Annotated in this window: 22 protein-coding genes and 1 tRNA gene; 14 read left to right on the top strand and 9 right to left on the bottom strand. The window is 60.2% G+C overall.

Annotation, left to right across the window (positions count from 1 at the left end; translation table 11 throughout):
* Window positions 1–29: 29 nt before the first annotated feature.
* From DBR44_RS16055 to DBR44_RS16040, 4 genes are all read left to right on the top strand, one after another.
* Window positions 30–117, top strand: a tRNA-Ser gene (locus DBR44_RS16055).
* Between the two features lie 186 nt (window positions 118–303).
* Window positions 304–1,194 (top strand): hypothetical protein, encoded by an 891-nt coding sequence (locus DBR44_RS16050; RefSeq protein ID WP_124645025.1) that lies wholly within the window; start codon window positions 304–306, stop codon window positions 1,192–1,194.
* A 334-nt stretch (window positions 1,195–1,528) separates the two neighbouring features.
* Window positions 1,529–2,263 carry an ABC transporter substrate-binding protein gene (locus DBR44_RS16045; protein ID WP_124645024.1) on the top strand — a complete coding sequence of 245 codons (735 nt, stop codon included), beginning with the start codon at window positions 1,529–1,531 and terminating at the stop codon, window positions 2,261–2,263.
* A 399-nt stretch (window positions 2,264–2,662) separates the two neighbouring features.
* Complete coding sequence (locus tag DBR44_RS16040) at window positions 2,663–3,187, top strand: hypothetical protein (RefSeq protein WP_124645023.1); 525 nt, start codon at window positions 2,663–2,665, stop codon at window positions 3,185–3,187.
* 61 nt (window positions 3,188–3,248) lie between these two features.
* On the opposite strand, the gene DBR44_RS16035 is transcribed toward DBR44_RS16040, so the two are convergent.
* Window positions 3,249–4,517, bottom strand: a complete 1,269-nt coding sequence (locus DBR44_RS16035; protein WP_124645022.1) for an MFS transporter — start codon at window positions 4,515–4,517, stop codon at window positions 3,249–3,251.
* Between the two features lie 101 nt (window positions 4,518–4,618).
* Here DBR44_RS16035 and DBR44_RS16030 point away from each other — a divergent pair, with 101 nt between their 5' ends.
* The 5 genes from DBR44_RS16030 to DBR44_RS16010 all read left to right on the top strand — a co-directional run bounded on the left by DBR44_RS16030 (window position 4,619) and on the right by DBR44_RS16010 (window position 10,071).
* Window positions 4,619–5,515, top strand: a complete 897-nt coding sequence (locus DBR44_RS16030; RefSeq protein ID WP_124645021.1) for a LysR family transcriptional regulator — start codon at window positions 4,619–4,621, stop codon at window positions 5,513–5,515.
* Between the two features lie 211 nt (window positions 5,516–5,726).
* Window positions 5,727–6,704 carry a helix-turn-helix transcriptional regulator gene (locus tag DBR44_RS16025; RefSeq protein ID WP_124645020.1) on the top strand — a complete coding sequence of 326 codons (978 nt, stop codon included), beginning with the start codon at window positions 5,727–5,729 and terminating at the stop codon, window positions 6,702–6,704.
* Between the two features lie 125 nt (window positions 6,705–6,829).
* Window positions 6,830–7,705: a transporter gene (locus DBR44_RS16020; RefSeq protein ID WP_124645019.1), complete on the top strand. Its 876-nt coding sequence runs from the start codon at window positions 6,830–6,832 to the stop codon at window positions 7,703–7,705.
* A gap of 56 nt (window positions 7,706–7,761) precedes the next feature.
* The gene (locus DBR44_RS16015; protein WP_124645018.1) at window positions 7,762–8,943 is read left to right on the top strand and encodes an MFS transporter; all 1,182 of its coding nucleotides are present in this window, start codon (window positions 7,762–7,764) and stop codon (window positions 8,941–8,943) included.
* A gap of 15 nt (window positions 8,944–8,958) precedes the next feature.
* Window positions 8,959–10,071, top strand: coding sequence for a class II histone deacetylase (locus DBR44_RS16010; protein ID WP_124645017.1), 1,113 nt, complete (start codon window positions 8,959–8,961; stop codon window positions 10,069–10,071).
* A 246-nt stretch (window positions 10,072–10,317) separates the two neighbouring features.
* On the opposite strand, the gene DBR44_RS16005 is transcribed toward DBR44_RS16010, so the two are convergent.
* From DBR44_RS16005 to uvrA, 3 genes are all read right to left on the bottom strand, one after another.
* Entirely contained in the window at window positions 10,318–10,518 is a 201-nt protein-coding gene (locus tag DBR44_RS16005) for a hypothetical protein (RefSeq protein ID WP_124645016.1), read from the bottom strand.
* Window positions 10,519–10,824: 306 nt separating this feature from the next.
* Window positions 10,825–11,319 carry a VOC family protein gene (locus DBR44_RS16000; protein ID WP_233578616.1) on the bottom strand — a complete coding sequence of 165 codons (495 nt, stop codon included), beginning with the start codon at window positions 11,317–11,319 and terminating at the stop codon, window positions 10,825–10,827.
* A 71-nt stretch (window positions 11,320–11,390) separates the two neighbouring features.
* Complete coding sequence (gene uvrA, locus DBR44_RS15995; RefSeq protein WP_124645014.1) at window positions 11,391–14,219, bottom strand: excinuclease ABC subunit UvrA; 2,829 nt, start codon at window positions 14,217–14,219, stop codon at window positions 11,391–11,393.
* 181 nt (window positions 14,220–14,400) lie between these two features.
* Between uvrA and DBR44_RS15990 the strand changes: the two genes are divergently transcribed.
* On the top strand, window positions 14,401–15,762 hold the full coding sequence (locus DBR44_RS15990; RefSeq protein WP_124645013.1) for an MFS transporter: 1,362 nt from the start codon (window positions 14,401–14,403) through the stop codon (window positions 15,760–15,762).
* 94 nt (window positions 15,763–15,856) lie between these two features.
* A complete protein-coding gene (locus tag DBR44_RS15985; protein WP_103523818.1) occupies window positions 15,857–16,312 on the top strand; it encodes a single-stranded DNA-binding protein in 456 nt (151 codons plus the stop codon).
* A gap of 373 nt (window positions 16,313–16,685) precedes the next feature.
* On the opposite strand, the gene DBR44_RS15980 is transcribed toward DBR44_RS15985, so the two are convergent.
* On the bottom strand, window positions 16,686–17,747 hold the full coding sequence (locus tag DBR44_RS15980; RefSeq protein ID WP_124645012.1) for an SDR family oxidoreductase: 1,062 nt from the start codon (window positions 17,745–17,747) through the stop codon (window positions 16,686–16,688).
* Window positions 17,748–17,782: 35 nt separating this feature from the next.
* On the opposite strand from DBR44_RS15980, the gene DBR44_RS15975 reads away from it, so the two are divergent.
* Window positions 17,783–18,232 carry a MerR family transcriptional regulator gene (locus DBR44_RS15975; protein WP_370449668.1) on the top strand — a complete coding sequence of 150 codons (450 nt, stop codon included), beginning with the start codon at window positions 17,783–17,785 and terminating at the stop codon, window positions 18,230–18,232.
* A gap of 119 nt (window positions 18,233–18,351) precedes the next feature.
* On the opposite strand, the gene DBR44_RS15970 is transcribed toward DBR44_RS15975, so the two are convergent.
* Entirely contained in the window at window positions 18,352–19,245 is an 894-nt protein-coding gene (locus DBR44_RS15970) for a homocysteine S-methyltransferase family protein (protein ID WP_124645010.1), read from the bottom strand.
* Between the two features lie 143 nt (window positions 19,246–19,388).
* On the opposite strand from DBR44_RS15970, the gene DBR44_RS15965 reads away from it, so the two are divergent.
* On the top strand, window positions 19,389–20,219 hold the full coding sequence (locus tag DBR44_RS15965) for a transporter substrate-binding domain-containing protein (RefSeq protein ID WP_124645009.1): 831 nt from the start codon (window positions 19,389–19,391) through the stop codon (window positions 20,217–20,219).
* A 102-nt stretch (window positions 20,220–20,321) separates the two neighbouring features.
* A complete protein-coding gene (locus DBR44_RS15960; protein WP_199731077.1) occupies window positions 20,322–21,056 on the top strand; it encodes an amino acid ABC transporter permease in 735 nt (244 codons plus the stop codon).
* A gap of 175 nt (window positions 21,057–21,231) precedes the next feature.
* On the opposite strand, the gene DBR44_RS15955 is transcribed toward DBR44_RS15960, so the two are convergent.
* Genes DBR44_RS15955 through DBR44_RS15945 form a run of 3 tightly spaced genes read right to left on the bottom strand, consistent with a single transcriptional unit; the run spans window position 21,232 to window position 25,786 of the window.
* Window positions 21,232–22,605, bottom strand: a complete 1,374-nt coding sequence (locus DBR44_RS15955) for an efflux transporter outer membrane subunit (protein WP_124645007.1) — start codon at window positions 22,603–22,605, stop codon at window positions 21,232–21,234.
* Window positions 22,606–22,612: 7 nt separating this feature from the next.
* On the bottom strand, window positions 22,613–24,556 hold the full coding sequence (locus tag DBR44_RS15950; protein ID WP_199731082.1) for a MacB family efflux pump subunit: 1,944 nt from the start codon (window positions 24,554–24,556) through the stop codon (window positions 22,613–22,615).
* Between the two features lie 9 nt (window positions 24,557–24,565).
* Complete coding sequence (locus DBR44_RS15945) at window positions 24,566–25,786, bottom strand: efflux RND transporter periplasmic adaptor subunit (RefSeq protein ID WP_124645005.1); 1,221 nt, start codon at window positions 25,784–25,786, stop codon at window positions 24,566–24,568.
* Window positions 25,787–25,825: the final 39 nt, after the last annotated feature.

Raw genomic sequence — 25,825 nt, 5'->3', positions numbered from 1 at the left:
GCACCAACCGCCGATGACATGGACACTGCGGAGGTTTGGGTGAGTGGTTTAAACCAGCAGTCTTGAAAACTGCCGACGGGAAACCGTCCGTGGGTTCGAATCCCACAGCCTCCGCCATTTATGTGCCTAGCGACACCCAGCATTGCCTACAAAACCCCGATAGAACATAGCTTCTACGGGGTTTTTTGTTATCTGTTGCCAACAGTAGGCAACTCTTCAGCCTGCAGCTGATTTATGCAACTCTCCAAAAAAAATTAAAGTTAATGCAATAATCTACTGAACGAATTGTTAAAAGGCTTTGCAATGAATCTATCACCGGCAGAAAAAGACAACACCAAGCAAGACCGCAAGAGTATCGCCTTGCCAACCGATCTTCTGCAAAGTCCTTCCAGGACAATAACTGGCCAAGCAAACCTTAAATTCCTCCGGATGATTCACATTCTCATCGGAGTTATCACCCTTGCATTGGGATTAGCACTCCTGGCAATACCTTTCCTTAAAGAAAATAACAACTATATTGCTGTTTTTTTCATTAGCATCTCAACTTCAACCCTATGCATCGTCTCCTCCATTGCAATCCTCAGGCAGGCCCGCACCCTGCCACATCACGAAATGTGGCTCAATAATTCACACTTTGTATTCAAAACACCACTTTCCCTCATACTGGAACCAGGCCGCAAAGAAAGAGAAATACGCTGGGCAGATGTAATAAAAGCCCCAAAGGGGCTTTATGATGTGTATCTAGAATTTTCAACAAGCAAGTCCATCGTATATGACCTGGTGTTTTGGCACCAAAATTCAGACACCCCTGAAGAAGTACGAGCTCCGCTGCGCAGATTTTCAAAAAGAACCTTCACAAACGGCTACGACCTGAAACGTAGTCTTTTATTGAAACTTGCCAGCCTCAATCCCGACTTTCGTTTTGATCCTGCAGTATTTGTTGAGGCTGGCATAGATCCTGAAACCTGGGCCGAAATGCGCAAGCCATTGCTGATGAAACGCGCCATGCTATTTCCTTCAGCTCTTATCTTTATGATAACTGGACTTGACTATCCGTTTTGGCAGAAAACCCTGCTTTTTATTTTCACCGCTATTATCTATGCGACCATTTTCATGTTAATTTGGGCCAAGACATTTCCCCAGTTCTATCGAACGATCTACTTCCACCTGGAGAGCCCCGCCCCGCAGGAATGATCACCATGCATTTCAGGAAGCGCTGCTCTGACTCAAGCACCCTTGAGCCCACCCCTGGCATCGGTTGATCGCAGCCGCCACGCAGACCGCCCGGAGCCACTTACCTGGCGGTTTACCATTGCAGACACAAAACTGTCCCAGCCCTGCCCATCCGACCCGGCATCACCGGACACCCGGCGTCTTCCCAAAAATTTCTGCACCTTGCTTGCTTCACTTGCAGCACCCTCAGCGGGTGAATGAACGGATGCGCGATTGCGCGGATACCCGCGCAAAACCGCCGTTTAGCACATATAAATAATGCTAAAGACATTTACCATGCAGAGGAGTCCCCTATATGCCCGGCTTACCAAGCACATTGGCACTCAGTCTGCTGCTCATGCCATGCATTGCCCTGGCCACAGAACCCAGTAGAACTATCATTCTGGAATGCGACTACCTCCCCAGCATCTGCAACCAGGCAGATGAGCCCAGCCCCGGCCTGATGATAGAGATTGGCAGCGAGGCCATACGCCGGGCAGGCTACATGCCACAAACCAAGATTCGTCCGTGGAACCGCGCCATGCGCGAAGTCATCGACAACAATAACGCCATCATCATCTACTTTGCCCGCACCCCAGAACGAGAACCGCTGTTTCACTGGATCTCGGTCATCAACAGTACCGATTTCAGGCTCTTTACCAGAGATGGCGCCACACCCTACAACACACTGCAGCAAGCTACTGCAGCAGGACTCATCGGCGTGCGCACCGGCTCCAGCGTTCTCAGTTGGCTAGCCCAACAAGGCGTCAGCAAACAGCAGATCGAACAAAGCCAACTAACGGAAATGGCAAAAATGCTCAAAGCAGGCCGTATCGGCAGCTTTCTGGGGGCATCTACCACGTTCAAACCAACTTACCAGCAACAAGTCGGCACCATGCCGGTAGAAGGCAATGTGCTATATAGCAGCGAAAACTGGATCGCATCCGGCCCTCGCTTTCCACCTGAAACAGCCGCAAAAATCGCCACCGCCATCAGCCGGATGAAAGAAGATGGCTTTATCGAACAACTCACCCGCAAGTATGGCAAGTAGATAGCCAAACCATGCAGCAACGCCAAGCGTTACCGCTGTTGCCACCAAAGAATCAAGTCAGCCACTGCCACGCCGATTCACCGGATACCCCGCACTACATACATCAATAGCTGCAGCACCTGCCAAACAGGTCAGAAAGACGAAAACACAGGCTCCCAGCCATGTGTATTTGGTTTTGCAGGGCATACTTTTGAAAAAACGATACTGAAAGCTGCCAGCCATTCCGCAGGACTACACTACGCCAAGTTCCAGCCGCCTGTATCACCATGAAGTTGCGCCGCAACAATCTGAATAATCGTCAGCCCGGCAAGACCCACCCGCCTCGCCTGCACGCCATATCCCTTTCCCTTGGCATCAGCACAGACCATAGAATTTCAGCACTAACACAAGGGGATATTTATGCGATTAGGCATATTGGTAGTGCTAGCGCTTGGGCTGGCCGGCTGCAGTGGTAAAGAGTCAACGGCGTCATCGACGCCGCCTGCCAGCACAGCCCCAGCCAATAACACAGCACACGAGCAATCGGACAATCAAACCTCCACGCCAGAGCAATCGAATCATCAAGCCGCAGCAGCGGAGCCGGTGCAAGTCCCGGTTCATCACTATGTGATTGAGGAAAATGGCGAGTACGGCTACGAATCTGGAGTCAGTGAGAACGAACGGAAGAACGGGCAGGTTGCGGCAGGAGTCTCGATGGTCAGATACCGTGGTGTCATCAAGGGCTATCACACCCTGACCACCACCAAGAACCGCATCACTACAACATTGCGCTGCAAAGATCCCTGCGATTTTGCCAAAGTCAGCAATTCGGCCGGCAACATTACTTCAGACCCGGAAACGATGCGCCTGGCTGAGGGCTCGATTGGCTGGGCAATGGCACAAGATGCCATGAATGGCCAACTCCAGGTCTACCGCAAACAGTAATGCCACAGGATACCTGCCTGACCGCGGGTATCCTGCATCCTGATTGACTAGCCCCACCCCATCACACCGCCAGCGGCTCCAGTTTGCGCAGACGCAGCGCGATCAGCAGCAGCATCACCAGCCCCAGCGCGATCATTGCCGCCACGCCGTTCCATTTGCCCATGCCCCACAGCAGGCCGGAGAAAGAGCCCACCACACTGGAACCCAGATAATAGGCAGTAAGGTAAAAAGCAGAAGCCAGCGCCTTGCCACGTTGCGCACGGCGGCCTATCCAGCTGCTGGCGACGGAATGACCACCGAAAAAACCAAAGGTAAACAGCGCAATACCGGGCACCATCAGCCACAGCGAATCCGCCAGTGTGCAGACCAGCCCGGCGGCCATCAGCAGCACCATCAACCACAGCATGTTGCGGCGGCCAAAGCGGTCGGCCATGCGCCCCACCCAGGCCGAGGCCCAGATGCCCACCATGTATAGCGAGAACACAAAGCCCAGCACGCTATGGCTGAGATTGAAGGGCGCGGCCAGCAGGCGAAAGCCCAGATAGTTGTACAGGCTGACAAAGCAGCCCATGAACAGAAAGGCCGACAAGAACAGCCAGGGCAGGCCGCCATCGGCAAAATGGCTGGTCACATCACGGCGCAGCTCGGCCAGATTCAGTGGCACCGGCTTGAAGTGGCGCGAATCCGGCAGGCTGCGCCAGAATTCGATGGCACCGGCCACGCCCAGCACCCCCAGCGCCAGCACGGCAGCGCGCCAGCCAAAGTGGTCGGCAATCACCGCCGCCAGAAAGCGCCCGCTCATGCCACCCAGCGCATTGCCGGCGATGTACAGGCCGATGGAGTGGCCCAGCGACAGTGGCTCGACCTCTTCACTCAGATAGGCCATGGCCACGGCTGGCAAGCCAGCCAGCACCACACCGAAAATGGCACGCAGATAGAGAAACTGCTGAAAACTGGGGGCAAAGGCCGCCAGCAGCATCAGCAGCGCTGCCAGGCTCAGCGCAATATTCATGACCGGCTTGCGCCCCACCTTGTCGGCCAGAAAGCTGGCCGGAATCAGCGCCAGCGCCAGGCCGGTGGTGGGCACCGACAGCACGCTACTGGCCGCCGCCGGCGACAGGGCAAAGTCGTGGGCAAACATCGGCATCAGCGGCTGCATGCTGTACAGCATGGAAAAAGTGCAAAAGCCACCCACAAACATGGCACGCGCCGTGGCGCGAAATGCAGTGGAACCGGCATGCAGACGGGAGGCGGCGGAAATGGTGTTCTCCTGGGTGGCCGCGGCAGCTGAATTCAGCGTAGCAGCACAGGAGGCAGAATCGGAAGGCATGATGAAACCGCTAGCAGTGATACAGGTTTTGAGCTTAGCCCTTGACTAAACCTCAGTCCAATATATCTTTATTCAATAATCAATACTTTTAAAGTATCAATATGGAACTGCGCCACCTGCGTTATTTCGTCACTGTCGCCGAAGAACTGCACTTCACCCGTGCCGCCGAACGCCTGCACATGGCCCAACCGCCGCTATCCCAGCAGATACAGGCGCTGGAGGCCGAACTGGGCACGCCGCTGTTTCTGCGGCAAAACCGCAAGGTGGAGCTGACAGCAGCCGGCAAGCAGTTTCTGCTGCGTGCGCGGCGCATTCTGGCCGATACCGAGGACGCCGCTGAACAGGCCCGACGTGCCGCACGTGGGGAAATCGGCGAGCTGCGCATTGGCTTTACCTCCTCATTGCCGCTTACCCCCATTCTGCCGGCAGCGCTGCATGCTTATCGCCAGCATTTCCCGGCCGTGCGGCTGACACTGCGCGAAATGTTCACCACCGACCAGTTCGCGGCACTGCAACAACAGGAAATCGATGTCGGCTTTGTCCGCTTCAACGGGCTGTCACCGGCGGACAAGATATTGGTACAGGAGCTACGGCGCGACCCGCTGCTGGTGGTGATCAACAGCCAGCATCCGCTTGCCGGCGAGGCCAGCCTGTCGCTGGGACAATTGCGCGATCAGGGCATGATCAGCTATCCGCGCAGCGCCGGCACCGGGCTGCACAGCGTGATCCGCCAGCTGTGTGAAGCCTGTGGCTTTGAGCCGCGCATCACCCAGGAAGCCGGCGAAGCCACCACCCAGGTGGGGCTGGTGGCCGCCGGGCTGGGCATTGCCATCCTGCCCTCACCGCTGGAGTGCGTGCAGCTGCCGGGGGTGCGCTATATCCCGCTGACCGACAACGGTGCCTACCTGGCCATGGGCATTGCCACGCGCGAGGGTGACGGCTCGCCACTGGTGGCCGGATTTATTGCCCACTTGTGGGATGAAATCCCTGCCAGCTAGGCTCAGACTGGCGGGTTGTTGCGTTTTGTCTATCCAAAATTGGCAAAAATCACCGATTTTTCATGGTGACAACCCGGATTTCTCGCGGACACCGGCCCATCCCTCATTTGCAGGATAGTCAGCAGTGAATTACTGCATGACACTGGCTCCACAATAAAAGGACAGACGACAGGCCACGTAGCCGTCGCACGCCATACAGAGGAGAACAATCATGCAGCAGCCATCAGACCGGCAGCCGGATCTGGCCGTGTTCAGCGCCATCTTGCTGGAAATCTATCGCCTGGCCCGCGAGGAGTCACTGGAGCGCTTTCATCACACCGTGCTGGAGTGTCTGCGCCCGCAACTGGCCTACGACAAGGCCTGGTGGGGCCGCGCCGCCCAGGCGGCGGATGGCCCGCACGAGCACAGTTCTTTTCTGTTCGGCCTGCCAGATCACTACATTGACGACTGGAAATCCATCCGCCAGCACGATGTCACCGTGGCACGGGTGCATGCCCACCCCGGCCAGGCCGTGGTGGTGGACATGCAGGCTGCCGATGCACCACCGCAGCTGCAATGGCTGGGCCAGCGCCATGACATCGGCGAACTGCTGTGCGTGATCCACATCGACCCGGTCACCCAGTTGAGCGACCATCTGGCACTGTACCGCCGCCCCGGCGCACCACGCTTCAATGCCGCCGACTGCCTGTTGCTGTCCTGCCTGATGCCGCACCTGGCCTCCACCGTGGCCATCAACCAGATCCGCACCCTGCAAGCCCTGCGCGAAACCCTCAGCGGCCCACGGCTGGCCATGGCGGTGTGTGACCAGCACGGCACCCTGCACTGCGCCGAACCCGGCTTTGTCGACCTGCTGCTCACCGAATGGCCACAGTGGACCGGCCCCGCCCTGCCCGCCGGCCTGTCGCCACAAGGGCATGATGGTGCCCGGCTCAATATCGAGGCGCGCCGCATCAGCGACCTCTACCTGCTGACCGCGCGCTACCGCTGCGCCATGGAGCAGCTTTCCAGCCGCGAAACCGATGTCGCCCGCCTGTTTGGCGAAGGGCTCACCTACAAGGACATCGCACGCAAGCTGGGCCTGTCGCCGCATACCGTGCGCCACCATATCCGCGCCATCTACGCCAAGCTGGGCATCAACGGCAAGGCCGGCATCGCCCATCTCTTGCACCAGCAAGCGCCATTCGGCTGATCACTCCAGCCTGCTGATTCCACCGCCACGTCGCTGAAGCTACCGAAGCTGCCATGGTCCGCCATGGCCGGCAGGGATAGCTGCGTCTGCGTGTTGTTCGCCCCACCCACCCCAAGGAGCATGCCATGACCCCGTTTCGCCCTGTTCTGACCGCCCTGGCGGCCAGCCTGCTGCTCGCCAGCCTGCCCAGCCAAGCCGCCGACACCAATGCCCGTGACTTTTTCAGTGCACCGGTCGGCACCTCGCTGAGCGTGCTCTACCTGCCCGTCACCTGGGCCGACAGCTTTCACTCTGCCAGCGGCAACGACGACCATGCCCGGCTGAATGTGGAAGCCCTGGCCTGGCGCCAGCTGTGGTTTTCCGACATCTGCGGCACCCTGTGCACGCCACAGTTCATCATCCCCGCCGCCCAGATCAAGGCCACCCTGCCCGGCAGCCAGACCAGCCAGCGCGACAGTGGCATTGGCGACCCGCAAGTGGGCGGCACGCTGTTCTTCATCAATCAGCCAGACAAGCGCGAGTACAGCGGCCTGCTGACCCTGATCACCCTGCCGGTGGGCAGCTACGATGCCCAGCACCCGGACGTTTCAGCAGGGGCACACCGCTGGGGTGCCACCTTTCTCTACAACTACACCCGTGGCGTGGGCAAGAACTGGGTGCTGGAAGCCTCGCTGGAAGCCCAGCTGTATGGCAACAACGACAACTATGTCGGCAGCAGCCTGAAACAGCAGCCGCTGTACCGCTTGCAGGCTTTTGCCTCCTACGACTTCACGCCGGACACTTATGGCGCGCTACGGCTGTACCACACCCGTGGCGGCGCCTTGCGCCTGAACGGACAGGACCTGCCCGACACCCGGCAAAACAGCACCCAGCTGGGTGTGGAGCTGGGCCACTGGGTTGGCAAGCAAGACCAGTTGATGCTGATGCTGGCGCGCAACGTCCACACCAGCAACAGTTTTGACAGCAGCCAGGCCATGCTGCGTCTGGTACATGTTTTCTGAGCCGATTGCCAACAAGAAAATCCGCCCGACGGATCACCCACTACAGAGGAAACACCATGAACACGCTCTCACATGCCAAGCCTGTCGAGGCCCCACACAATGAGCGCTCGGCCATGGCCGCCATTGTCGGTTTCGCCGCCATCGTCCCCGCCGTGCTGATGATGGCCCCTGCGGTGGCCAGCCAGCTGGCGAGCCAGCTGCAACTGGGGCCAATCGATATCGGCAACCTGTTCTCCGCCGAACTGGGTGCCATGAGCCTGGCCACCTTGCCGGCATTTTTCTGGCTGCCTCGCGTCAACTGGCGCAGTGCCGCCTGGCTGGCAGTGGCGGTATTCATCGCCGCCAACTTGCTATCCGCCACCACCGTCAGCTATCCGCTGCTGCTTGGCCTGCGCTTTGTCAGTGCGCTGGCTGGCGGTTCGCTGATGATTCTGTGTCTGTCCGCCGCCGCCACCATGCGCAACCCAGACCGTGTCTATGGCCTGTGGGTGATGGGCCAACTGGCACTGGGGGCGGCCGGGCTGGTCGTCATGCCCGCGCTGTTCGCTCACTTCGGTATTGCCGCCTGCTATGTCGGCCTGGCCTTGCTGATGGCGCTGTGTACGCCGCTGGTGCGCTGCTTTCCCACAGCTCAGCAGGCGCAGACACAACAGGCCGCGCAATCTGCCACAGGCCGCCGCCGGGGCCACGCTGTACTGGGCATCCTCGCCACGCTGGCGTTTTACATCAGCCTGAGCGGGGTATGGACCTTCATCGGCCAGATCGCTCAGCAGGCCAGCATCGATCCACAGCAAAGCGGCAATATCTTCGCCATCGCCACCCTGCTGGGCGTGGCCGGTGCCGGCAGCGCCTCGCTGATCGGCCGCCGCCTGCCGCGTGCCCAGCTGCTGCTGGCCGGCTTTGGCATGATGATGGCGGCCATGCTGCTGTTGCTGAACGCCCCGGCCCTGGCGCGCTTTGCCACCGCCGCACTGCTGTTCAAGTTCAGCTGGACCTTCATCCTGCCCTTCATCCTGGCCACGCTGGCCGACATCGATCACAGCGGCAAGCTGATGAATGCCACCAATCTGGTCATCGGTGGCGGCCTGGCCATCGGCCCGGCGCTGGCTGGTCAGCTGATCGCCGCCAATCACGGCAGCCTGCATGTGCTGTTGCTGCTGGCCACTCTGGTGGCCGCCATCTCGCTGGCCTTGCTGCTGTCGCTGCAACAGCGCCGCACCACCCCTGCCCACGTCTGAACACAAGGAGAAGCCATGACTTCCCGTACCGCCTTTTATTTTGATGAACTCTGCATGTGGCACAGTGCCGGCATGCATGCACTGACGCTGCCGGTGGGGGGCTGGGTGCAACCCCCGGCCGCCGGCGGCCATGCCGAATCGCCGGAAACCAAGCGCCGGCTGAAAAACCTGCTGGATGTGGCCGGTATCAGCCGCCAGCTGCTGCAATGTTCCGCCGAACCGGCCAGCCGCGACGACCTGCTGCGGGTACATGGCGCGGCCTATCTGGATCACTTCAAGCTGGTCAGTGACGCCGGAGGCGGCGAACTCGGCCCGCAAGCCCCCATCGGCCCCGGCAGCTACGACATCGCCTGCCGCTCGGCCGGCCTGGCCATTGCTGCGGTCGATGCGGTATGGCGCGGCGAGGTGGCCAACGCCTATGTCATGACACGACCACCGGGACACCACTGCCTGCCGGACGCCGCCATGGGCTTTTGTTTCCTGTCCAATATCGCCGTCGCCATCGAAGCGGCCAAGGCGCGCTATGGCATTGAACGGGTGGCGGTGCTGGACTGGGACGTGCACCACGGCAACGGTACCCAGGCCATCTACTACCAGCGCCCAGACGTACTGACTCTGTCCATCCATCAGGATGGCTGTTTTCCACCTGGCTACAACGGCAGCGAAGATCGGGGCGCAGGAGCCGGACTGGGGGCCAATATCAATATCCCGCTACTGCCCGGCAGCGGCCATGACGCCTATCTGTACGCCATGCAGCGCGTGGTACTGCCGGCGCTGACGCGCTACCAGCCGCAACTGATCATCGTCGCCTGCGGCTATGACGCCAATGCGGTAGACCCGCTGGCGCGCATGCAGGCTCACAGCGACACCTTCCGCGAGATGACCACCCTGCTGCGCGCCTTCGCCGAGCAGCACTGCGACGGCAAGCTGGTACTGGCGCATGAAGGCGGCTACTCCGAAGCGTATGTGCCGTTCTGCGGCCTGGCCACCATCGAGGCGCTGTCCGGCCTGCGCAGCGAAGTGGTCGACCCGCTGCTGGACTTCATCAGCCTGCAACAGCCCTGCGCAGCCATGCTGCAATTGCAGCGCCAGTTGCTGGATGACATGGCACTGCTGCATGAGCTGTAAACCCTGACACCGCAGCTGCCGCGTCACTGGCTGACACGAACAAGGCCCGCCAATGGCGGGCCTTGTTGCATGAGCGGCGCAGTGCCGGAAAGTAAGTAGCGTTTAGAGCCTGTTCACGATCTAGTGAACGAAGGGTCAGACAAGGCGAAAGGGCGTGAGAAAGCGCAATGGACATGAGGTCCATGAGCATTTTGAACGACCTTTCAACGCAGAATCACCCGAGTATCGCAGATCGTGAGCAGGTTCTTACTGCAGCTGTTCAGCCGGCTGCGGCATGCCGCTGCCCTGCTCCGGCGCGGCATCCGGCTGATTGCCCTGCGCTGCCGAAGCCTGCGGCTGTTCTGACTGTGTCTGCGGCGCGGGCGTGGCGGCAAAGACCAGATTGATCAAACCCAGGCTGGCCGGGGGCAGGGAGAGCATGGCAACAACAAGCAATTTCTTTTGCATCAGCTTCTTTCAATATGGTTGGAAGACAAGCCTGCTGTCGCAAACACCATGCCAGCTGCACATTACCCTTACAAAACAACAGTTTGTCAGCATACATAACAGGCAAAGCCATGCCCTTTGTCGGCAATGGGCGACAAGAATTGCAGCCATCAGCACAAGCCATTGAAATGGCAGCACTATTTCCGTCGTCAATTGGCGACACGCTTCTTTTCTGCCATTCAAACCATTGATTTTAAATTGATTTAATAGCGCAACCCGCATGAAAAAACCCGCCGTAGCGGGTTGGAATACTGAACAAACTTCTTGTCACGCCGGCTTGTTGCCCAGCTTGAGTTTGCCAGCCAGCCAGGTGTGGTCATAGCTGACGATTTCAAACGGATTACCGAAGGGATCGACAAAGCTGATGGAACAGAAAAACTGGTGATCCACCACCGAATCGCGCGCCACGGTCTGGCCGGCACGGTCGCTGACGCGCTCGCCTGCCAGCTGATCAATCCATTCCAGAAAATCCTGGCCATTGACCAGAAAGGCCACCGAGCCGGGTTCACATACCGGCTTGTCTTCCTGCGAAATGGCCAGTCGCACCGAGCCATTGCTGTTCATCAGCATCACGACGCCATGCGGCCCGCTCTGCATGTGCTTGTAGCGGGTGTCGGGTGCCAGGTTCAATACGCGCTGGTACCAGTTCTGCGCCTTTGCCAGATCAGTGACACGGACATGGATATGGTCAATCTTGCCAAGCGATAGCATTGCATCCTCATCGGGTGTGGGTAACACGGCCACCATGTGGCGCGTGCTCATTCTACGGTGTTTGCCGCAGCCGGCAACAATGCTGCGGCTTGCCTCTGGCTGCGGAGTATCACTGCGCTGTGTTAATTGCGCGGTGTCAGCAGCGGCTTGAGATAGCGACCGGTATGGCTGGCCGGGTTGTCCGCCACCTGCTCCGGCGTACCGGTGGCAATGATCTGGCCACCACCGGCGCCACCTTCCGGGCCCAGGTCGATCAGCCAGTCGGCGGTCTTGATCACGTCCAGATTGTGCTCGATCACCACCACGGTATTGCCGTTTTCGCGCAGGCGGTGCAGCACCTGCAGCAAGAGGTCGATATCGTGGAAATGCAGGCCGGTAGTCGGCTCATCCAGAATATACAAAGTGCGGCCGGTGTCACGCTTGGACAGTTCCAGCCCCAGCTTGACCCGTTGCGCCTCGCCGCCAGACAGCGTGGTGGCACTCTGCCCCAGCCGGATATAACCCAGGCCCACGTCCATCAGCGTCTTCAGCTTGCGGGCCACCGCCGGCACCACGCTGAAAAATTCCAGCGCTTGCTCCACCGTCATGTCCAGCACTTCGTAGACATTCTTGCCCTTGTACTGCACTTCCAGCGTTTCGCGGTTGTAGCGCTTGCCGTGACACACATCGCAAGGCACGTAGATATCCGGCAGGAAATGCATTTCCACCTTGATCACGCCATCGCCCTGGCAGGCCTCGCAGCGGCCGCCCTTGACGTTGAAGCTGAAACGGCCCGGGCCATAGCCACGCTCGCGCGACAGCGGCACCCCGGCAAACAGTTCACGGATCGGCGTGAACAAGCCGGTATAAGTAGCCGGATTGGAACGCGGCGTGCGGCCGATGGGGCTCTGGTCGACATTGATCACTTTGTCGAGCAGGCCCAGGCCTTCGATATGCTCGTAGTGCGCCGGCTCTTCGCTGGCACCGTTCAGATCGCGGGCGGCAATCTTGTACAGGGTGTCGTTGATCAGCGTGGACTTACCCGAACCGGATACCCCGGTAATACACACCAGCATGCCCAGCGGCAATTCCAGGCTGACGTTTTTCAGGTTATTGCCGCTGGCCCCTTCCAGTTTCAGCACCCGTTCCGGGTTGACGGCACGGCGTTCGCCCGGCCAGTTGATACGGCGGCGGCCTGACAGGAAGGCACCAGTCACCGAGTGTTCACTGGCTTCGACATCCGCCGGCGTACCCGCCACCAGTACCTCGCCACCGTGTTCGCCGGCACCCGGCCCCATGTCCACCAGATAGTCGGCGGCGCGGATGGCGTCTTCGTCGTGTTCCACCACGATGACGCTGTTGCCGATATCGCGCAGGCGCATCAGCGTGGCCAGCAGGCGGTCGTTATCGCGCTGGTGCAGACCGATGGACGGCTCATCCAGCACATACATCACCCCGGTCAGGCCGGAGCCGATCTGGCTGGCTAGCCGGATACGCTGCGCCTCGCCACCGGACAGGGTATCGGCCGAACGTGACAGGTTGAGGTAATCCAGGCCCACATTATTGAGGAAGGACACCCGCTCGCTGATTTCCTTGACGATTTTTTCCGCCACCGCATGCTTGTGGCCGCTGATATTCAGCTGGGAGAAGAAAGCAGCCGCTTCCTTCAGTGGTAGCTGGTTCAGTTCGTGCAGGGTGCGGCCGCCGATGAATACGTGACGGGCTTCCAGGCGCAGCCGTGAACCCTGGCAGTGCGGGCAGGGCTGGTTGTTCTGGTATTTGGCCAGCTCCTCGCGCACCGCGCTGGAGTCGGTTTCGCGGTAGCGCCGCTCCAGATTGGGAATGATTCCTTCGAAGGGATGGGCACGGGTAAAGCGCGTGCCCTTCTCCGACATATAGACAAACTCGATGCTGTCGCGCCCCGAACCATGCAATACCACGTGCCGCACGTTTTCCGGCAGATCTTCGAAGGCCAGTTCGGTAGGCGAGAAACCATAATGCTCGCCCAGCGCCAGCAGCATCTGGAAGTAAAACTGGTTGCGCTTGTCCCAACCCTTGATGGCACCGGCGGCCAATGTCAGCTCCGGGTGGGCCACCACGCGGCGGGGGTCGAAAAAGGTGATTTCGCCCAGGCCGTCACACTTGGGGCAGGCCCCCATCGGGTTATTGAAGGAGAACAGCCGTGGTTCCAGTTCCGGCAGGCTGTAGCTGCATACCGGGCAGGCGAATTTGGCGGAGAACCAGTGTTCCTTGGCGCTATCCATTTCCACGGCGATGGCGCGGCCTTCGGCATGGCGCAAGGCCGTTTCGAAGCTTTCCGCCAGCCGCTGCTTCATGTCTTCGCGTACCTTGAGGCGGTCGATCACCACCTCGATGGTGTGCTTCTTGTTCTTGTCCAGCTTGGGCAGGCTGTCGATTTCATATACCTCGCCGTCCACCCGTACCCGGATGAAACCCTGGGCACGCAGATCATCGAACAGGTCGAGATTCTCGCCCTTGCGGCCGACAATGACCGGGGCCAGGATCATCACCCTGGTTTCCTCCGGCAGCGCCAGCACGTGGTCCACCATCTGGCTGACGGTTTGCGAGGACAGCGGCACGCCATGTTCCGGGCAGTGCGGCTCGCCCACCCGGGCATACAGCAGGCGCAGGTAATCGTGGATTTCCGTGACCGTACCCACGGTGGAGCGCGGGTTGTGGCTGGTGGCCTTCTGTTCGATGGAAATGGCCGGCGACAGCCCTTCGATCAGATCGACATCAGGCTTTTCCATCAACTGCAGAAACTGGCGGGCGTAGGCGGACAAGCTCTCCACATAGCGGCGCTGCCCTTCCGCATACAGGGTGTCAAAGGCGAGCGAAGACTTGCCGGAGCCGGACAAGCCGGTGATGACGATCAGCTGGTTGCGCGGCAGATCCAGGTTGACGTTTTTCAGATTGTGCGTCCGAGCGCCACGAATGCGGATGGTGTCCATGTGAGAGAGCGTTACTCAGTCGGTCGGGGAACCTGATAATATACCCGACTTAGCGACTGCCGCTCCATCTAAGTATGCGCTGCAGCAAAAAACCGGCCCTGCCGGAAGCCGGTGCGGCGGTAAACCGCCAGCCATGGGCAGCGTTAAAAGCCTTACTCCTGAATCGATAACGACAACACACATGAATTCGCTTGAATTGCGCGCCAGCCTAGGGCTGGCCGGTATTTACGCCCTGCGCATGCTGGGCATGTTCCTGATCCTGCCGGTATTTGCCATTTATGCGCAGACCCTGCACGGAGCCGACAATCACGCACTGATCGGCCTGGCACTAGGCAGCTACGGCCTCACCCAGGCCCTGCTGCAATTGCCGCTGGGCATGCTGTCCGACCGCATTGGTCGCAAAAAGGTGATTTACGGCGGGCTGGTGCTGTTTGCCATCGGCAGCTTTGTGGCTGCCGGCGCACACGATATCGTCACCCTCACCATCGGCCGCGTCATTCAGGGTTCCGGTGCCATCTCCGCCGCCATTACCGCCCTGCTGGCCGACCTCACCCGCGAAGAAAACCGCACCCGCGCCATGGCCATGATAGGCATGAGCATCGGCACCACCTTTGCCGTCAGCCTGGTTGCCGGCCCGCTGCTGGCGCAGTACATCGGTGTCAACGGCATCTTCGCTCTCACCGGCATTCTGTCGCTGGCCGCGCTGGTGGGCGTATGGCTGATCATTCCCGACCCGGCCATTTCGCGCTTCCACTCCGACACCGAAGCCAATACCAAGCGGCTGCCGGCTGTGCTGAAGAACCCGCAGCTGCTGCGCCTCAATTACGGCATATTCGCCCTGCATGCGGCGCAGATGGCCATGTTCGTCACCATCCCCTTCGCCCTGATCAAGACCGCAGGCCTCGACAAGGCCCACCACTGGGAGGTCTACCTGCCAGTCACCGTCATCGGCTTTCTGCTGATGGTGCCGGCCATTATCTACGGCGAGAAAAAGTCCAGACTGAAGCAGGTATTCATCGCCGCCATCGCCATCATGACCATCGCCCAGCTGGGCATGGCCCTGGCGCTGGACAGTTTCTGGCAGATCGTGGTGTGGCTGGGCCTGTATTTCATCGCCTTCAACATCCTGGAAGCCACCCTGCCCTCACTGATTTCGAAAATCGCACCAGCCGATGCCAAGGGCACCGCCATCGGTGTGTATAATACGGCGCAGTCCTTTGGCCTGTTCATGGGTGCCGCAGCTGGCGGCTGGCTCTACGGCCACTACGGCGCAGCCGGCGTATTCGGCTTTACCAGCGTGCTGATGGCCAGCTGGCTGCTGGCCTCGTTCAGCATGCAGGCCCCGCAGGCCGTGCGTTCGGTGATGTTTCACATCGGCGAAGACTGGCGTGGCAGCTCGCAGCAGCTATCCCAGCAGCTGTCGGCCCTGGCCGGTGTCAGCGAAGCGGTGGTGGTGCTGGAAGACCGTGTCGCCTACCTGAAGGTATCGCAGCAAACCTGGGACGAAGCCGCAGTAAAACAGCTGATCCAAGCTACTTATTAATGCCAGCGCGGCTATTGCCACAGCGTGTCTGGCCCTACAATCACGCGTCGGCCGTGTCCGGCGCAGCATCATTGAATCGAATCGGAGACCCCACATGAACAGCATCACTTTTGACGGACGCCTGGCGGCAGACGCCGAACTGCGCTACACCCCCAGTGGCGAACCGGTGCTGAGCTTCCGCGTGGCCAGCGACATCGGCTTTGGCGAGCGCAAGACCACCAACTGGTTTAGCTGCCAGGTATGGGGCAAGCGCGGCGAATCGCTGAAGAACTTCCTCAGCAAGGGCCAGCAAGTCACCGTGTACGGTCAGCTCACCTTGCGCGAATGGCAGAACAAGGAAGGCCAGAAACAGCTGTCGCCCGACGTGCGCGTGAATGAACTGAGCCTGCAAGGCGGCAAGCGCGAAGGTGGCTCGTCCATGGACGACAACTACGCTTACGGCGAACCGGCAGCCCAGTCCCGCCCGGCCGCACCACCGGCAGCCCCGCGCCGCATGGAAGCCAAGGCTGCGCCCAAGCTGGATGACATGGACGACGACATCCCGTTCTGAGATACGCCCAAGAGTAATGGGTAAAGCACGCCCCCGAAACCCCCGCCCTGCGGGGGTTTATGCATTCTGGCGCCGCAAAAGGGAGTGCTCACGCCGACACCGATGGAAGCCGGCCTGCTAGCCGAGTTCCGACAGGAGCGGACGATTGCAGGCATTAATGAAGAAAAGCTAACAAAAACCCTGCTGCGGTGTCGTGCCTCCTAGCCATAGCCTTGCACCAGGGACGCGCTGCTATTTTGTCAGCCGCTCTCACTACATCAGCTTTTGCTCTCACAGAGTCCATGAAGCATCCTGCCAAGCAGGGGCTATACAGGCCGCTGCTCAAGAACTCCCCACAGCTATCCCATCAGGAGTGATCAGCAACGCCCATTGATTAACCGGGCTTGTCATGACCAGGCTTGTGCATCTCCCCTCGCCTGGCTCTGTGTTGGATCCACAAAACCTCGTCTGCCAAGGTTTCCTCCATGGGTCTGAAGCCCAAACCGAAGCTCTCCCGAATTTTTTCCGCTGAAAATTTTCTTCCGTAGTCGTTTGCCATATTGCTTACCATGGCCAAGCTGAGTAATACAGGCCTGCCCGTCAATCGGGCATAGAGCTCTTGCAGGGACGCGATGACATACAACATGAGACGGGGCAGTTTGCGGCGCGGGGCCGGCACACCACTTACGGCTTCCATCGTTTGCAAAAGCCTGGCCATGGTCACCGGGTGGCCTGCAGCCAAATAGCGCTCGCCCCGTTCCCCCGTTTTACTGGATGCCAAAGCGACCTGCGCGACATCTCGGGCATCAACCACCGAAAACGCAGCATCAATGACTCCCGGAATTTTTTGCTGCAGGTAATCCTGTACGAACTGCCCAGCCGAAGTCGGGCCAAGATCGCCCGGGCCATGCATCCAGCCAGGCAGAACAAGGGAGATGTGCATGTCCTGATGGCTGTCGAGAAAAGCGAATATCACCGCGTCGGTTTCGATTTTGCTGCGGTAATAGTCATCCGGTGCCGCTTCACGTGCCAGCACCATGGTTTCGTCGGTCAACCCTGTTGCGTGGCGGCCCAGTACCGCGATGGAGCTAATATGGACCATGCGCCGAATACCAGCTGCATATGCCTGGTTCAGCAGGTTTTGCGTACCCTCGACATTGGTTTTGTGCAGGGCGGCCAGATGGCGGCCACCTTTGTAGCTTTCACGAAAATAAGCTGCGGTATGAAAAATAACTTCGCACCCCTGCAACGCTGCGGCAAAACCCTCCACCTGGGTGAGATCGCCCACCACCACCTCTAAGCGCTTACCGATCAGCTCCCCGAACTGCTCGGTGGCTTTCTGTTCTGACCTAGCCAAAGCCTTGACCCGATAACCTTGCGCGAGCAGCAAACGAACAAGATTGTTACCCAGCAGTCCAGTCGCTCCGGTGACAAATGCGATTTTTTCTTGCGGCATGTTTTTCCCTGAGCGTTAGCTCATAAAAAGGCATTGTGGAAGGCAGCCATGGCTGCTCAACGGGGCACTGTAAACATTGGTGTATAGTCCAAGGTCAAGGCAAAATTTATCGGGAGCGCTTGATCGTGCGGATCGGGGAGTTGGCAGAGCAGACGGGGATGACGCGTGATGCCATCCGTTTCTATGAACGGATCGGCCTTATCAAGTCCGAGCGCGGTCCGGAAGGCCGCCACGGCTACCGCCGGTACGATGTTTCAGCGGTTCGACGGCTGGGCTTGATCAAGAAAGCCAAGGCTTTGGGGTTTTCACTTGGAGAAATTCAAGAACTACTGGAGGCATGGGCCAATCACAGCTTCCGTCCGGAACAGAAGCGCGCAGTCATTGCCGACAAGATTGCGGTAATCGAGCAAAAAATCTTCGAACTACAGGAGCTTTCCAGTGAGCTCAAACTGGCTTTGGCCGGCATCCGTGACGAGTGTCAATAAATAGGCGGACCGCCTGAAGTCGGCAAGCAGCAGTCCGCCCCAACTCATTGTTGAAAGAAGTGAAGGGAAGCCAGCGCCTCCCCTCACTTCGACTTGATGGCGATTTGCGACGATGGGTATCAGCCCAGGCTTTTAGACAATTCGGCAATGTGCTCCGGCGTGATACCGCAGCAGCCACCGACAATGCCAGCGCCCTTGCCTACCCAGCGTTCGGCCCAAGCCAGATAGTTCTGCGGCGTCAGGTCGGCACGGATTTCATCCAGCGTGGCATTGGCCTTGGCGTCTTTCGGGGTGGGAGGGAAGGCATTGGCGTACACGCCCAGTTGCAGCTGACCACCTTGCTGCTGCAGCACGGCATTGGCCGCATCCAGCGCGGCTTCCATCACTTCCGGCTGGCTGCAGTTGAACAGCACGGCCGCCGCGCCCAGGCGGATGGCTTCGACCACAGCTTCGCTAACCGTTTCACCAGAACGCAGGCGTGCCACGCCATCGCTGTCTTCATCCTGCAAGGTAAACGACAGCCACAAGGGCTTGTCCTGCTCGCCCAGCGCCTGGCGCACCGCACGCACCTCGGCCAGCGAGCTTTGCGTCTCGGCCAGCCACACATCCACATACGGCGTCAGGCCGGCTATCAGCACCCGGTGAATGGCCAGCGAATCCGCCTCGTTAAACAGGTCGGGCCGGTAAGAGCCCAGCGCCGGCGGCAGCGAGCCGGCCACGGTCACCGGCTGGGCTGCCTTGTCGGCACTGCGGCGGGCCAGTTCGCCGGCCAGCGCAGCCAGTCGCTCGCCATGCTGCTCGAAACGCGGCTGGCCAATGTGAAAGGGCACCACAGCGTAGCTGTTGGTGGTAATCACCCGGGCACCGGCACTGACAAAGGCATCGTGCGCCTGCTCGACAAAATGCGGGCCTTCCAGCAGCGCCAGCGCCGACCATTCCGGCTGCTGAAACGGTGCACCAATGCGTTTGAGTTCGCGGCCCATGCCGCCATCGAGAATAAGGGTTTGGCTCATGATGTTATCCATGCATTCGACATCCACGCCGGAAAATTCCGGCATGATGAAAAAATGTTATATTCTTATAAAGAAACAAGTTGGTATTTATTATAATAGTTTGATATATAGATTAACACCCAAACAGCATTCAAACCAAAAAAATGTTCAAACGACAAACCAAGATCACCAAAACCCTCGCCGCCCTGGCCCTGCTGGCAGCCAGCCAAAGCCATGCCGGTGCCACGCTGGACCACGTACAGAAAAGCGGCGTGCTGCGCGGCGTGCTGCTGGAAAGCTACCCTCCCTACTCCTTCCTCAACAGCAAGAACCAGCTGGATGGCTTTGATGTGGATGTGGCCAAGGCAGTGGCGAAAAAGCTGGGCGTCAAGCTGAAGCTGGATACGCCGTCCTGGGAAGTGATTGCCGCCGGCAAATGGGGTGCGCGCTGGGATATCTGCATCTGCTCGATGACGCCCAACAAGGAAAGAGCGCAGGTACTGGACTTCCCGGCGTTCTACTACAACTCGCCAGCGGTGCTGATTGCCAACATCGCCGACAAGAAAACCAGCAGCATCAAGGATCTGGAAGGCAAGAAAATTGCCGTGCAGCAAGGCTCATCCTACGAGAGCTATCTGCAAAAGAAACTGGTGATTGAAGCGCCCAATGCGGTGCAGCCCACCTACGGTTTCAACAAGGTCATCATCGCGCCCTACGACAACGAAGAGCTGGCCTACCAGGACCTGGCACTGGGTGCCGGCAAGCGCGTGGATGCGGTGATTTCCAATCTGGTGACCGCGCGTGAACGCATCAGCAAGACCGGCAAATTCCGCATCGTGGGCAGCCCGCTGTATCAGGAACCCAACTGGGTAGCCGTGGACAAGGGCGATGCGCAGTGGAATGCCCGTGTCAAACAGGTCATTACCGAGCTGAAGAAAGACGGTACGCTCAGCGCCATTTCCAAGAAGTGGATTGGCGCCGATATCACCAACTAAGAATCTGCCCCGAGGCGGCATGCACGCGCCCGGGGCTTTCTGTTTTTGTCTGTCCGTATCATGAAACTGGAAAACCGATTCAGGCTGCAGGTCGGCCTGGTCATGTTGTTTCTGTTGGGTGGCTTTGTCTGGTTTGTGCAGGCCTTTGGGCTGGACTACCAGTTTGCCCTGAGCAAGCTGCCCTTGCTGGCCGGGCTGGAGTTAAGCCCGGAAGGCTTTATCCAGGGCATTCCGCTCACCCTGCTGTTATGCCTGCTCTCCACCGTGCTGGCGGTGGCCATCGGCATGCTGTCTGCACTGGGGCGGCTGTCCAGCAACCCGCTGCTGTACGGCCTGGCCACCTTTTACAACTCCTTTTTCAAGGGCACGCCGCTCTTGGTGCAGATTCTGCTGATCTACCTGGGTCTGCCGCAGCTGGGCGTGGTGCCCACCGCCATTCCATCCGGCGTGGCCGCCCTGGCACTCTGCTATGGTGCCTATCTGAGCGAAGTATTCCGCTCAGCCATCCTGTCGATTCACCGTGGCCAGTGGGATGCCGGCAAGGCTCTGGGACTGAAGCCACACGCCATCATGCGCCACATCATTTTGCCGCAGGCGATGAAAGTGGCCGTGCCGCCGACCTTCTCCATGTTCATTTCCATGCTGAAGGACTCCTCGCTGGTATCGGTGATGGGGCTGTGGGAGCTGATGTTCCTGGCGCAAAGCTATGGCCGCTCGGCTTACCGCTACATGGAAATGCTGCTGACCGCCGCCATTCTGTACTGGCTGCTATCCATCGTGCTGGAGCTGTGCCAGCACCGGCTGGAGCAGAAGCTTTCAGTTTCCGCACGACGCTGAGCCATGACCACCGGGATAAGTCGGCATGGTGAGCTGGCGCAGCCTGCTCCTGAAGCAAGGAAGCCGGCGGTGCAACAACATTTTGCGGCAAAGCTGGCGGCCGCGAAGCGGCCGAAGTAGAACCCGCCCTGCACACATAGACCAGCAGCCGGGTCAGGCTTAGGTACGATGCAAATCAGTGCAGCTGTGCATCCCCGCCCAGCGCCTGATACAGCGTCACCTGATTGACCAGCCGGTTGTAACGGTTTTCCAGTAGCGACACTTCGGCCTGGCGGCGGGTTTCCTGCGCATCCAGCCAGTCTTTCAGCGGTGCAGCACCGGCCTGGTAACGCAGCCGGTATAGCTGCTCGGACTGGCCGGCCAGTTGCGCCGACACCGCCAGCCGCTGTCCTTGCTGCTGATACTGGCTGCGTGCAGACAGCGCGTTTTCCACGTCGGCAAGTGCCGCGTACAGGGTCTGGCGGAAATTCACCACGGCCAGCTGGTAATCAGCCGCGCTGATCTGCGCGTTCAGCCGCATTTGCCGCCACTGCAGAAACGGCAGGGTCAGCCCTGCTCCCAGCGTGGCCAGCGGATTGCTGATCACCTGTGCCAGCCGGCTACTGCTGCTCCCCAGACTGCCGGTCAGGGAAAAATCGGGGTAGTAGGCTGCGCGGGTGGCGTCGCCATTGGCCAGCGTTTCACGCAGGCGCAGTTCGGCGGCGCGCAGATCGGGCCGACGGGCCAGCAGCTGCACCGGCAAACCGGCCGGCACATCGGGCAGATCCTGCTGTGGCAGGCTGGCCAGCGAACTCAGCACACCAAGCGGCGGGCCGTCCAGCAAGATGGCCAGCGCATTGCGGGTTTCTGCCAGTTGCTGTTGGTAGTCGTGCAGAGCCGCCTGCTGGCTGGCCAGGCTTTGCCGTACGGTCAACACATCCAGCTGTGCCGCCGCGCCGGCCTGTTGCTTGGCCAGCACCAGCCGCAGGGCTTGCTGCTGGTAAGCGACACTGGCCTCGCCCAGCTGCAGGCGCTGCTGCAACCAGCCCTGCTTCCAGTACAGCTTGATGGTGCTGCCGATCAGGCTGAGCCGGCTGGCTGCGCGATCCTGCTCGGTCGCACGCGCTTCCCAGACCTTGGCATCGCTCAGGTGGGACAGCCGGCCCCACAAGTCGGCCTCGTAGCTGACCGACAGGCTGGCCGCATGCGTCTGGCTGTTGACCGTGGCACCACCCAGCCGCTGGCTGGCAGAGCTGGACAGGCTGAAGGCTGGCGTGGGGGCCAGGTCGGTGGCGGCCAGGTCGGCCTTCAGCATGGCCTGCTGCACCTTGATGGCCGCCGCCGCCAGATCATTGTTGCGCACCAGCACCTGTGCAATCAGCTGGTTCAGTTCGGCATCACCAAACTGCTGCCACCAGTTATCGCCACTGATCTGGCTATTGTCCGCAGCAGCAGCGCCCTGCCACTGGCCGGGCAGCGTGACGGCCGGCACCTGATAGGGCGTTGCGGTCAGACTGGCACAGCCGGCCAGCAGCAAGCCGGCCAGCACGATGGGGTAAAGCACTTTCATTGCATTCTCATTCTCGTGACAAGGCCACGACAGGGTCCAGCCGCGCCGCATTGCGTGCTGGCAGATAACCGAACAACACCCCCACCAGCGTGGAGCAGGCAAAGGCCGCCACAATCGAGCTGCTGGAGTACACCATGGTGAAGCTGGCCAGCTTGGCCACCACCACGCCCAGCACCAGCGACAGGCCCACACCCAGGGCGCCACCCAGCAGGCAGACCAGCACGGCCTCGATCAGAAACTGCTGCATGATGTCGCGCTGGCGTGCGCCCACCGCCATGCAGACGCCGATTTCGCGGGTCCGCTCGCTCACCGACACCAGCATGATGTTCATCACGCCGATACCGCCCACCACCAGCGAAATCACCGCAATCATCGACACCAGCAAGGTCATGGTGGCCGTGGTGGTGGCAATGGTCTGGCGAATGCTGTCGGTATTCATCACAAAAAAGTCCTGCGTACCGTGGCGGCGCTTCATCAGCGCCACCAGGCTTTGCTCGGCGGCGTCAGTGGCGACATTGTCGCTGACCCGTACCGTGACCGCCTTCAGATAGTCCTGGCCCAGCATGCGGTACATCACCGTGCTGTAGGGCAGCCACAGATTGAGGTTGTCATCGGTGCCGAAGGCGCTTTTCTGGGTTTGGGTAACGCCCACCACCCGGCACGGCAGCTTGCCCAGCAGGATGACCTTGCCGATGGGGTCGTCGCCGTCGGCAAACAGCGCCTTGCGGCTGTTTTCGTCTATCACTACCTGCTGCGCCTGCTGGCTGACGGCCGTGGCATCAAAGGCCCGCCCCTGCGCCATGGACACGCCGCGCACGCGGAAATACTGCTCGCCCACGCCCTTGACCTGGGCGCTGACCGCGATATTGCGGTAGCGCAGGGTGACGCTGTCACTAACTTCCGGCGTCACGCTATCGACAAAGCCCTGCTCGGCCAGCACCGTCGCATCGCGCGGGGTAAGGGTGTGGATGGCATCGGCCTTGCGGTCGCCAAAATGCTTGCCGGGATAGATATTGATGGTATTGGTGCCCAGCGAGCTGATGTCGCTGAGAATGCGCTGACTGGAACCGGTGCCCAGTGCCACCACCGACACCACCGAGGCAATGCCGATGATGATGCCCAGCATGGTCAGCGCCGAGCGCAGCCGGTGCGCCATCAGCGCCCGCCATGCCATGCCGAAGGCCTCGGCAAAATGCTCGCGCAGCAGCCGCCAGCCGCCCTGCTCCTCGGTAAGCGCTGCGCTGGCCAGCGTGGCATTGGCCGGGGCCTCGCCGCGACGCTGGTCGGCCACCAGCCGGCCATCGCCGATTTCAATGATGCGGTCAGCGTGTTCCGCCACCTTGCTGTCGTGGGTGACCAGAATGATGGTGTGGCCCTCGGCATGCAGTTCGCGCAGGATGGCCATCACCTGCTGGCCGCTGGCACTGTCCAGTGCGCCGGTGGGTTCATCGGCCAGAATCACCTTGCCGCCGTTCATCAGCGCCCGCGCAATACTCACCCGCTGCTGCTGGCCGCCGGACAGCTGGCCCGGTTTGTGGCCGGCACGGTCGCTCAGGCCCAGTCGCGCCAGCAGGCTGGCCGCGCGGCTGCGGCGTTCCGGCGCGGGGCTGCCGGCATAGACGGCAGGCAGCTCGACGTTTTGCAGGGCATTGAGTTCGCCCAGCAAATGGTAGCGCTGGAAGATGAAGCCGAAGTGCTCGCGCCGCAGCTGCGCCAACTGGTCGGCGCTCATGTCGGCCACCGGCTGCCCGGCCACCCGATAGCGGCCACGCGAGGGGGCATCCAGACACCCCAGAATATTCATCAGGGTGGATTTGCCGGAGCCGGACGCGCCGATGATGGCGACCATCTCCCCGGCCATGATTTGCAAATGGATGTCATCCAGCACCGTGACCGTGTCTTCGCCCGAGGCAAAGTCACGACACACACCAGACAGTTCCAGCAAGGGAATGCTCATGCTTTACATCCCCATCGGCGGCGGGCCGTTGCGGCTGCTGCTGGCCGTGGCCGTCGCACTGGCTTCGCCCACCACCACCTGCTCGCCCTCGCGCAGGCCGCTCAGTACCTGGGCGTGGACATTGTTGTTCAGGCCGATGCCGACCTGCCTAATCTGCACGCTGCCATCAGCCTGCAGTACGCGCACCGCATAGCGACCATGCTTGTCGGCCGCACCCAGCGCATTGGCGGGTATGGCCAGTGCCGCCTTGACCTGGCTGAGCACCACGGTGACCTGCGCCGTCATGTTGATGCGCAGCTTGTGCTGCGGATTGGGCACATCAAACAGGCCATAGTAATAGATGGCGGTAGACGATGAAGAGCTGCTGGAACTGCTGCTGGTCGAGGCGGAAGTGGTGCTGCTGTCGCTGGCATCGCTATACGACTGCGGTGCCGGATCGACCGAACGCAAGCGGGCCTGATAACGCTGGTCCGGTTCGCCCAGTATGGTGAAGTACACCGGCATGCCAGGCTTGACCCGCACCACATCACCTTCGGAGATTTCCGACTTCACCGTCACCGTATCCAGCTGCGCCAGCTTGACGATGGTGGGCGTGGACTGGCTGGCATTCACCGTCTGCCCCTCTTCCACCGACAAGGCCACCACCACGCCATCGATGGGCGCAACAATGCGGGTGTAGCCCAGATTGAGCTGGGCCGTTTTCAGGCTGATGCGCGCCTGTTGCAGCTGTGCCTGCAGCTGCTGGGCATCGGCATCGGCACCATCCATGGCCGCCTTGGCACTATCGTAACTTTCGCGCGAGGTAGCCTGCTGCCCCAGCATCTGCTGCTGGCGGGCAAAATCCTGCCTTGCTTTCAGCAGTGCCGCCAGCTTGGATTTGAGCTGCGACTGATAGCTGCTGACCGAAGCCTGGGCGTCTTCCAGCGAATTTTCCTGGGTGCGCGGGTCGATTTCGGCCAGCAGATCGCCCTTGTGCACGCTCTGGCCCAGCTTGACCTTGAGCGATTTGATCTGGCCGGACACCTGGGCACCCACGCTGACTTCACGCAGCGCCTTGATGGTGCCGGTGGCCAGCACGCTGTCTTCCAGATCAAGATGGGTGACGGTGGCGCTCAGGTAGTGATTGACTGGCTGACGCGGATAAAACAGGTAGGCAACCAGGATGAGCAGCAGCACGGCGGCAGCAATCAGGCTGCGGGTCTGCAATGAACTGAGGCGGGGCATGTAGATTGGCAATGAACAATGGTTGCTTCGATGCGGCAG

This window comes from Aquitalea sp. FJL05 (assembly GCF_003852595.1).
Taxonomy (GTDB): domain Bacteria; phylum Pseudomonadota; class Gammaproteobacteria; order Burkholderiales; family Chromobacteriaceae; genus Aquitalea; species Aquitalea aquatilis.
This window is presented reverse-complemented; position numbering and strand designations above follow the sequence as displayed.

Excerpts from the sequence above, each read along its gene's own strand:
- DBR44_RS16010 (WP_124645017.1), top strand. The coding sequence starts at position 8,959 with ATGACTTCCCGTACCGCCTTTTATTTTGATGAACTCTGCATGTGGCAC.
- DBR44_RS15990 (WP_124645013.1), top strand. The coding sequence starts at position 14,401 with ATGAATTCGCTTGAATTGCGCGCCAGCCTAGGGCTGGCCGGTATTTAC.
- DBR44_RS16050 (WP_124645025.1), top strand. The coding sequence starts at position 304 with ATGAATCTATCACCGGCAGAAAAAGACAACACCAAGCAAGACCGCAAG.
- DBR44_RS15985 (WP_103523818.1), top strand. The coding sequence starts at position 15,857 with ATGAACAGCATCACTTTTGACGGACGCCTGGCGGCAGACGCCGAACTG.
- DBR44_RS16000 (WP_233578616.1), bottom strand. The coding sequence starts at position 11,319 with ATGAGCACGCGCCACATGGTGGCCGTGTTACCCACACCCGATGAGGAT.
- DBR44_RS16035 (WP_124645022.1), bottom strand. The coding sequence starts at position 4,517 with ATGCCTTCCGATTCTGCCTCCTGTGCTGCTACGCTGAATTCAGCTGCC.
- DBR44_RS16005 (WP_124645016.1), bottom strand. The coding sequence starts at position 10,518 with ATGCAAAAGAAATTGCTTGTTGTTGCCATGCTCTCCCTGCCCCCGGCC.
- DBR44_RS16025 (WP_124645020.1), top strand. The coding sequence starts at position 5,727 with ATGCAGCAGCCATCAGACCGGCAGCCGGATCTGGCCGTGTTCAGCGCC.
- DBR44_RS15945 (WP_124645005.1), bottom strand. The coding sequence starts at position 25,786 with ATGCCCCGCCTCAGTTCATTGCAGACCCGCAGCCTGATTGCTGCCGCC.
- DBR44_RS15955 (WP_124645007.1), bottom strand. The coding sequence starts at position 22,605 with ATGAAAGTGCTTTACCCCATCGTGCTGGCCGGCTTGCTGCTGGCCGGC.
- DBR44_RS15980 (WP_124645012.1), bottom strand. The coding sequence starts at position 17,747 with ATGCCGCAAGAAAAAATCGCATTTGTCACCGGAGCGACTGGACTGCTG.
- uvrA (WP_124645014.1), bottom strand. The coding sequence starts at position 14,219 with ATGGACACCATCCGCATTCGTGGCGCTCGGACGCACAATCTGAAAAAC.
- DBR44_RS16045 (WP_124645024.1), top strand. The coding sequence starts at position 1,529 with ATGCCCGGCTTACCAAGCACATTGGCACTCAGTCTGCTGCTCATGCCA.
- DBR44_RS16040 (WP_124645023.1), top strand. The coding sequence starts at position 2,663 with ATGCGATTAGGCATATTGGTAGTGCTAGCGCTTGGGCTGGCCGGCTGC.
- DBR44_RS15970 (WP_124645010.1), bottom strand. The coding sequence starts at position 19,245 with ATGAGCCAAACCCTTATTCTCGATGGCGGCATGGGCCGCGAACTCAAA.
- DBR44_RS16020 (WP_124645019.1), top strand. The coding sequence starts at position 6,830 with ATGACCCCGTTTCGCCCTGTTCTGACCGCCCTGGCGGCCAGCCTGCTG.
- DBR44_RS16015 (WP_124645018.1), top strand. The coding sequence starts at position 7,762 with ATGAACACGCTCTCACATGCCAAGCCTGTCGAGGCCCCACACAATGAG.
- DBR44_RS15965 (WP_124645009.1), top strand. The coding sequence starts at position 19,389 with ATGTTCAAACGACAAACCAAGATCACCAAAACCCTCGCCGCCCTGGCC.
- DBR44_RS16030 (WP_124645021.1), top strand. The coding sequence starts at position 4,619 with ATGGAACTGCGCCACCTGCGTTATTTCGTCACTGTCGCCGAAGAACTG.
- DBR44_RS15960 (WP_199731077.1), top strand. The coding sequence starts at position 20,322 with ATGTTGTTTCTGTTGGGTGGCTTTGTCTGGTTTGTGCAGGCCTTTGGG.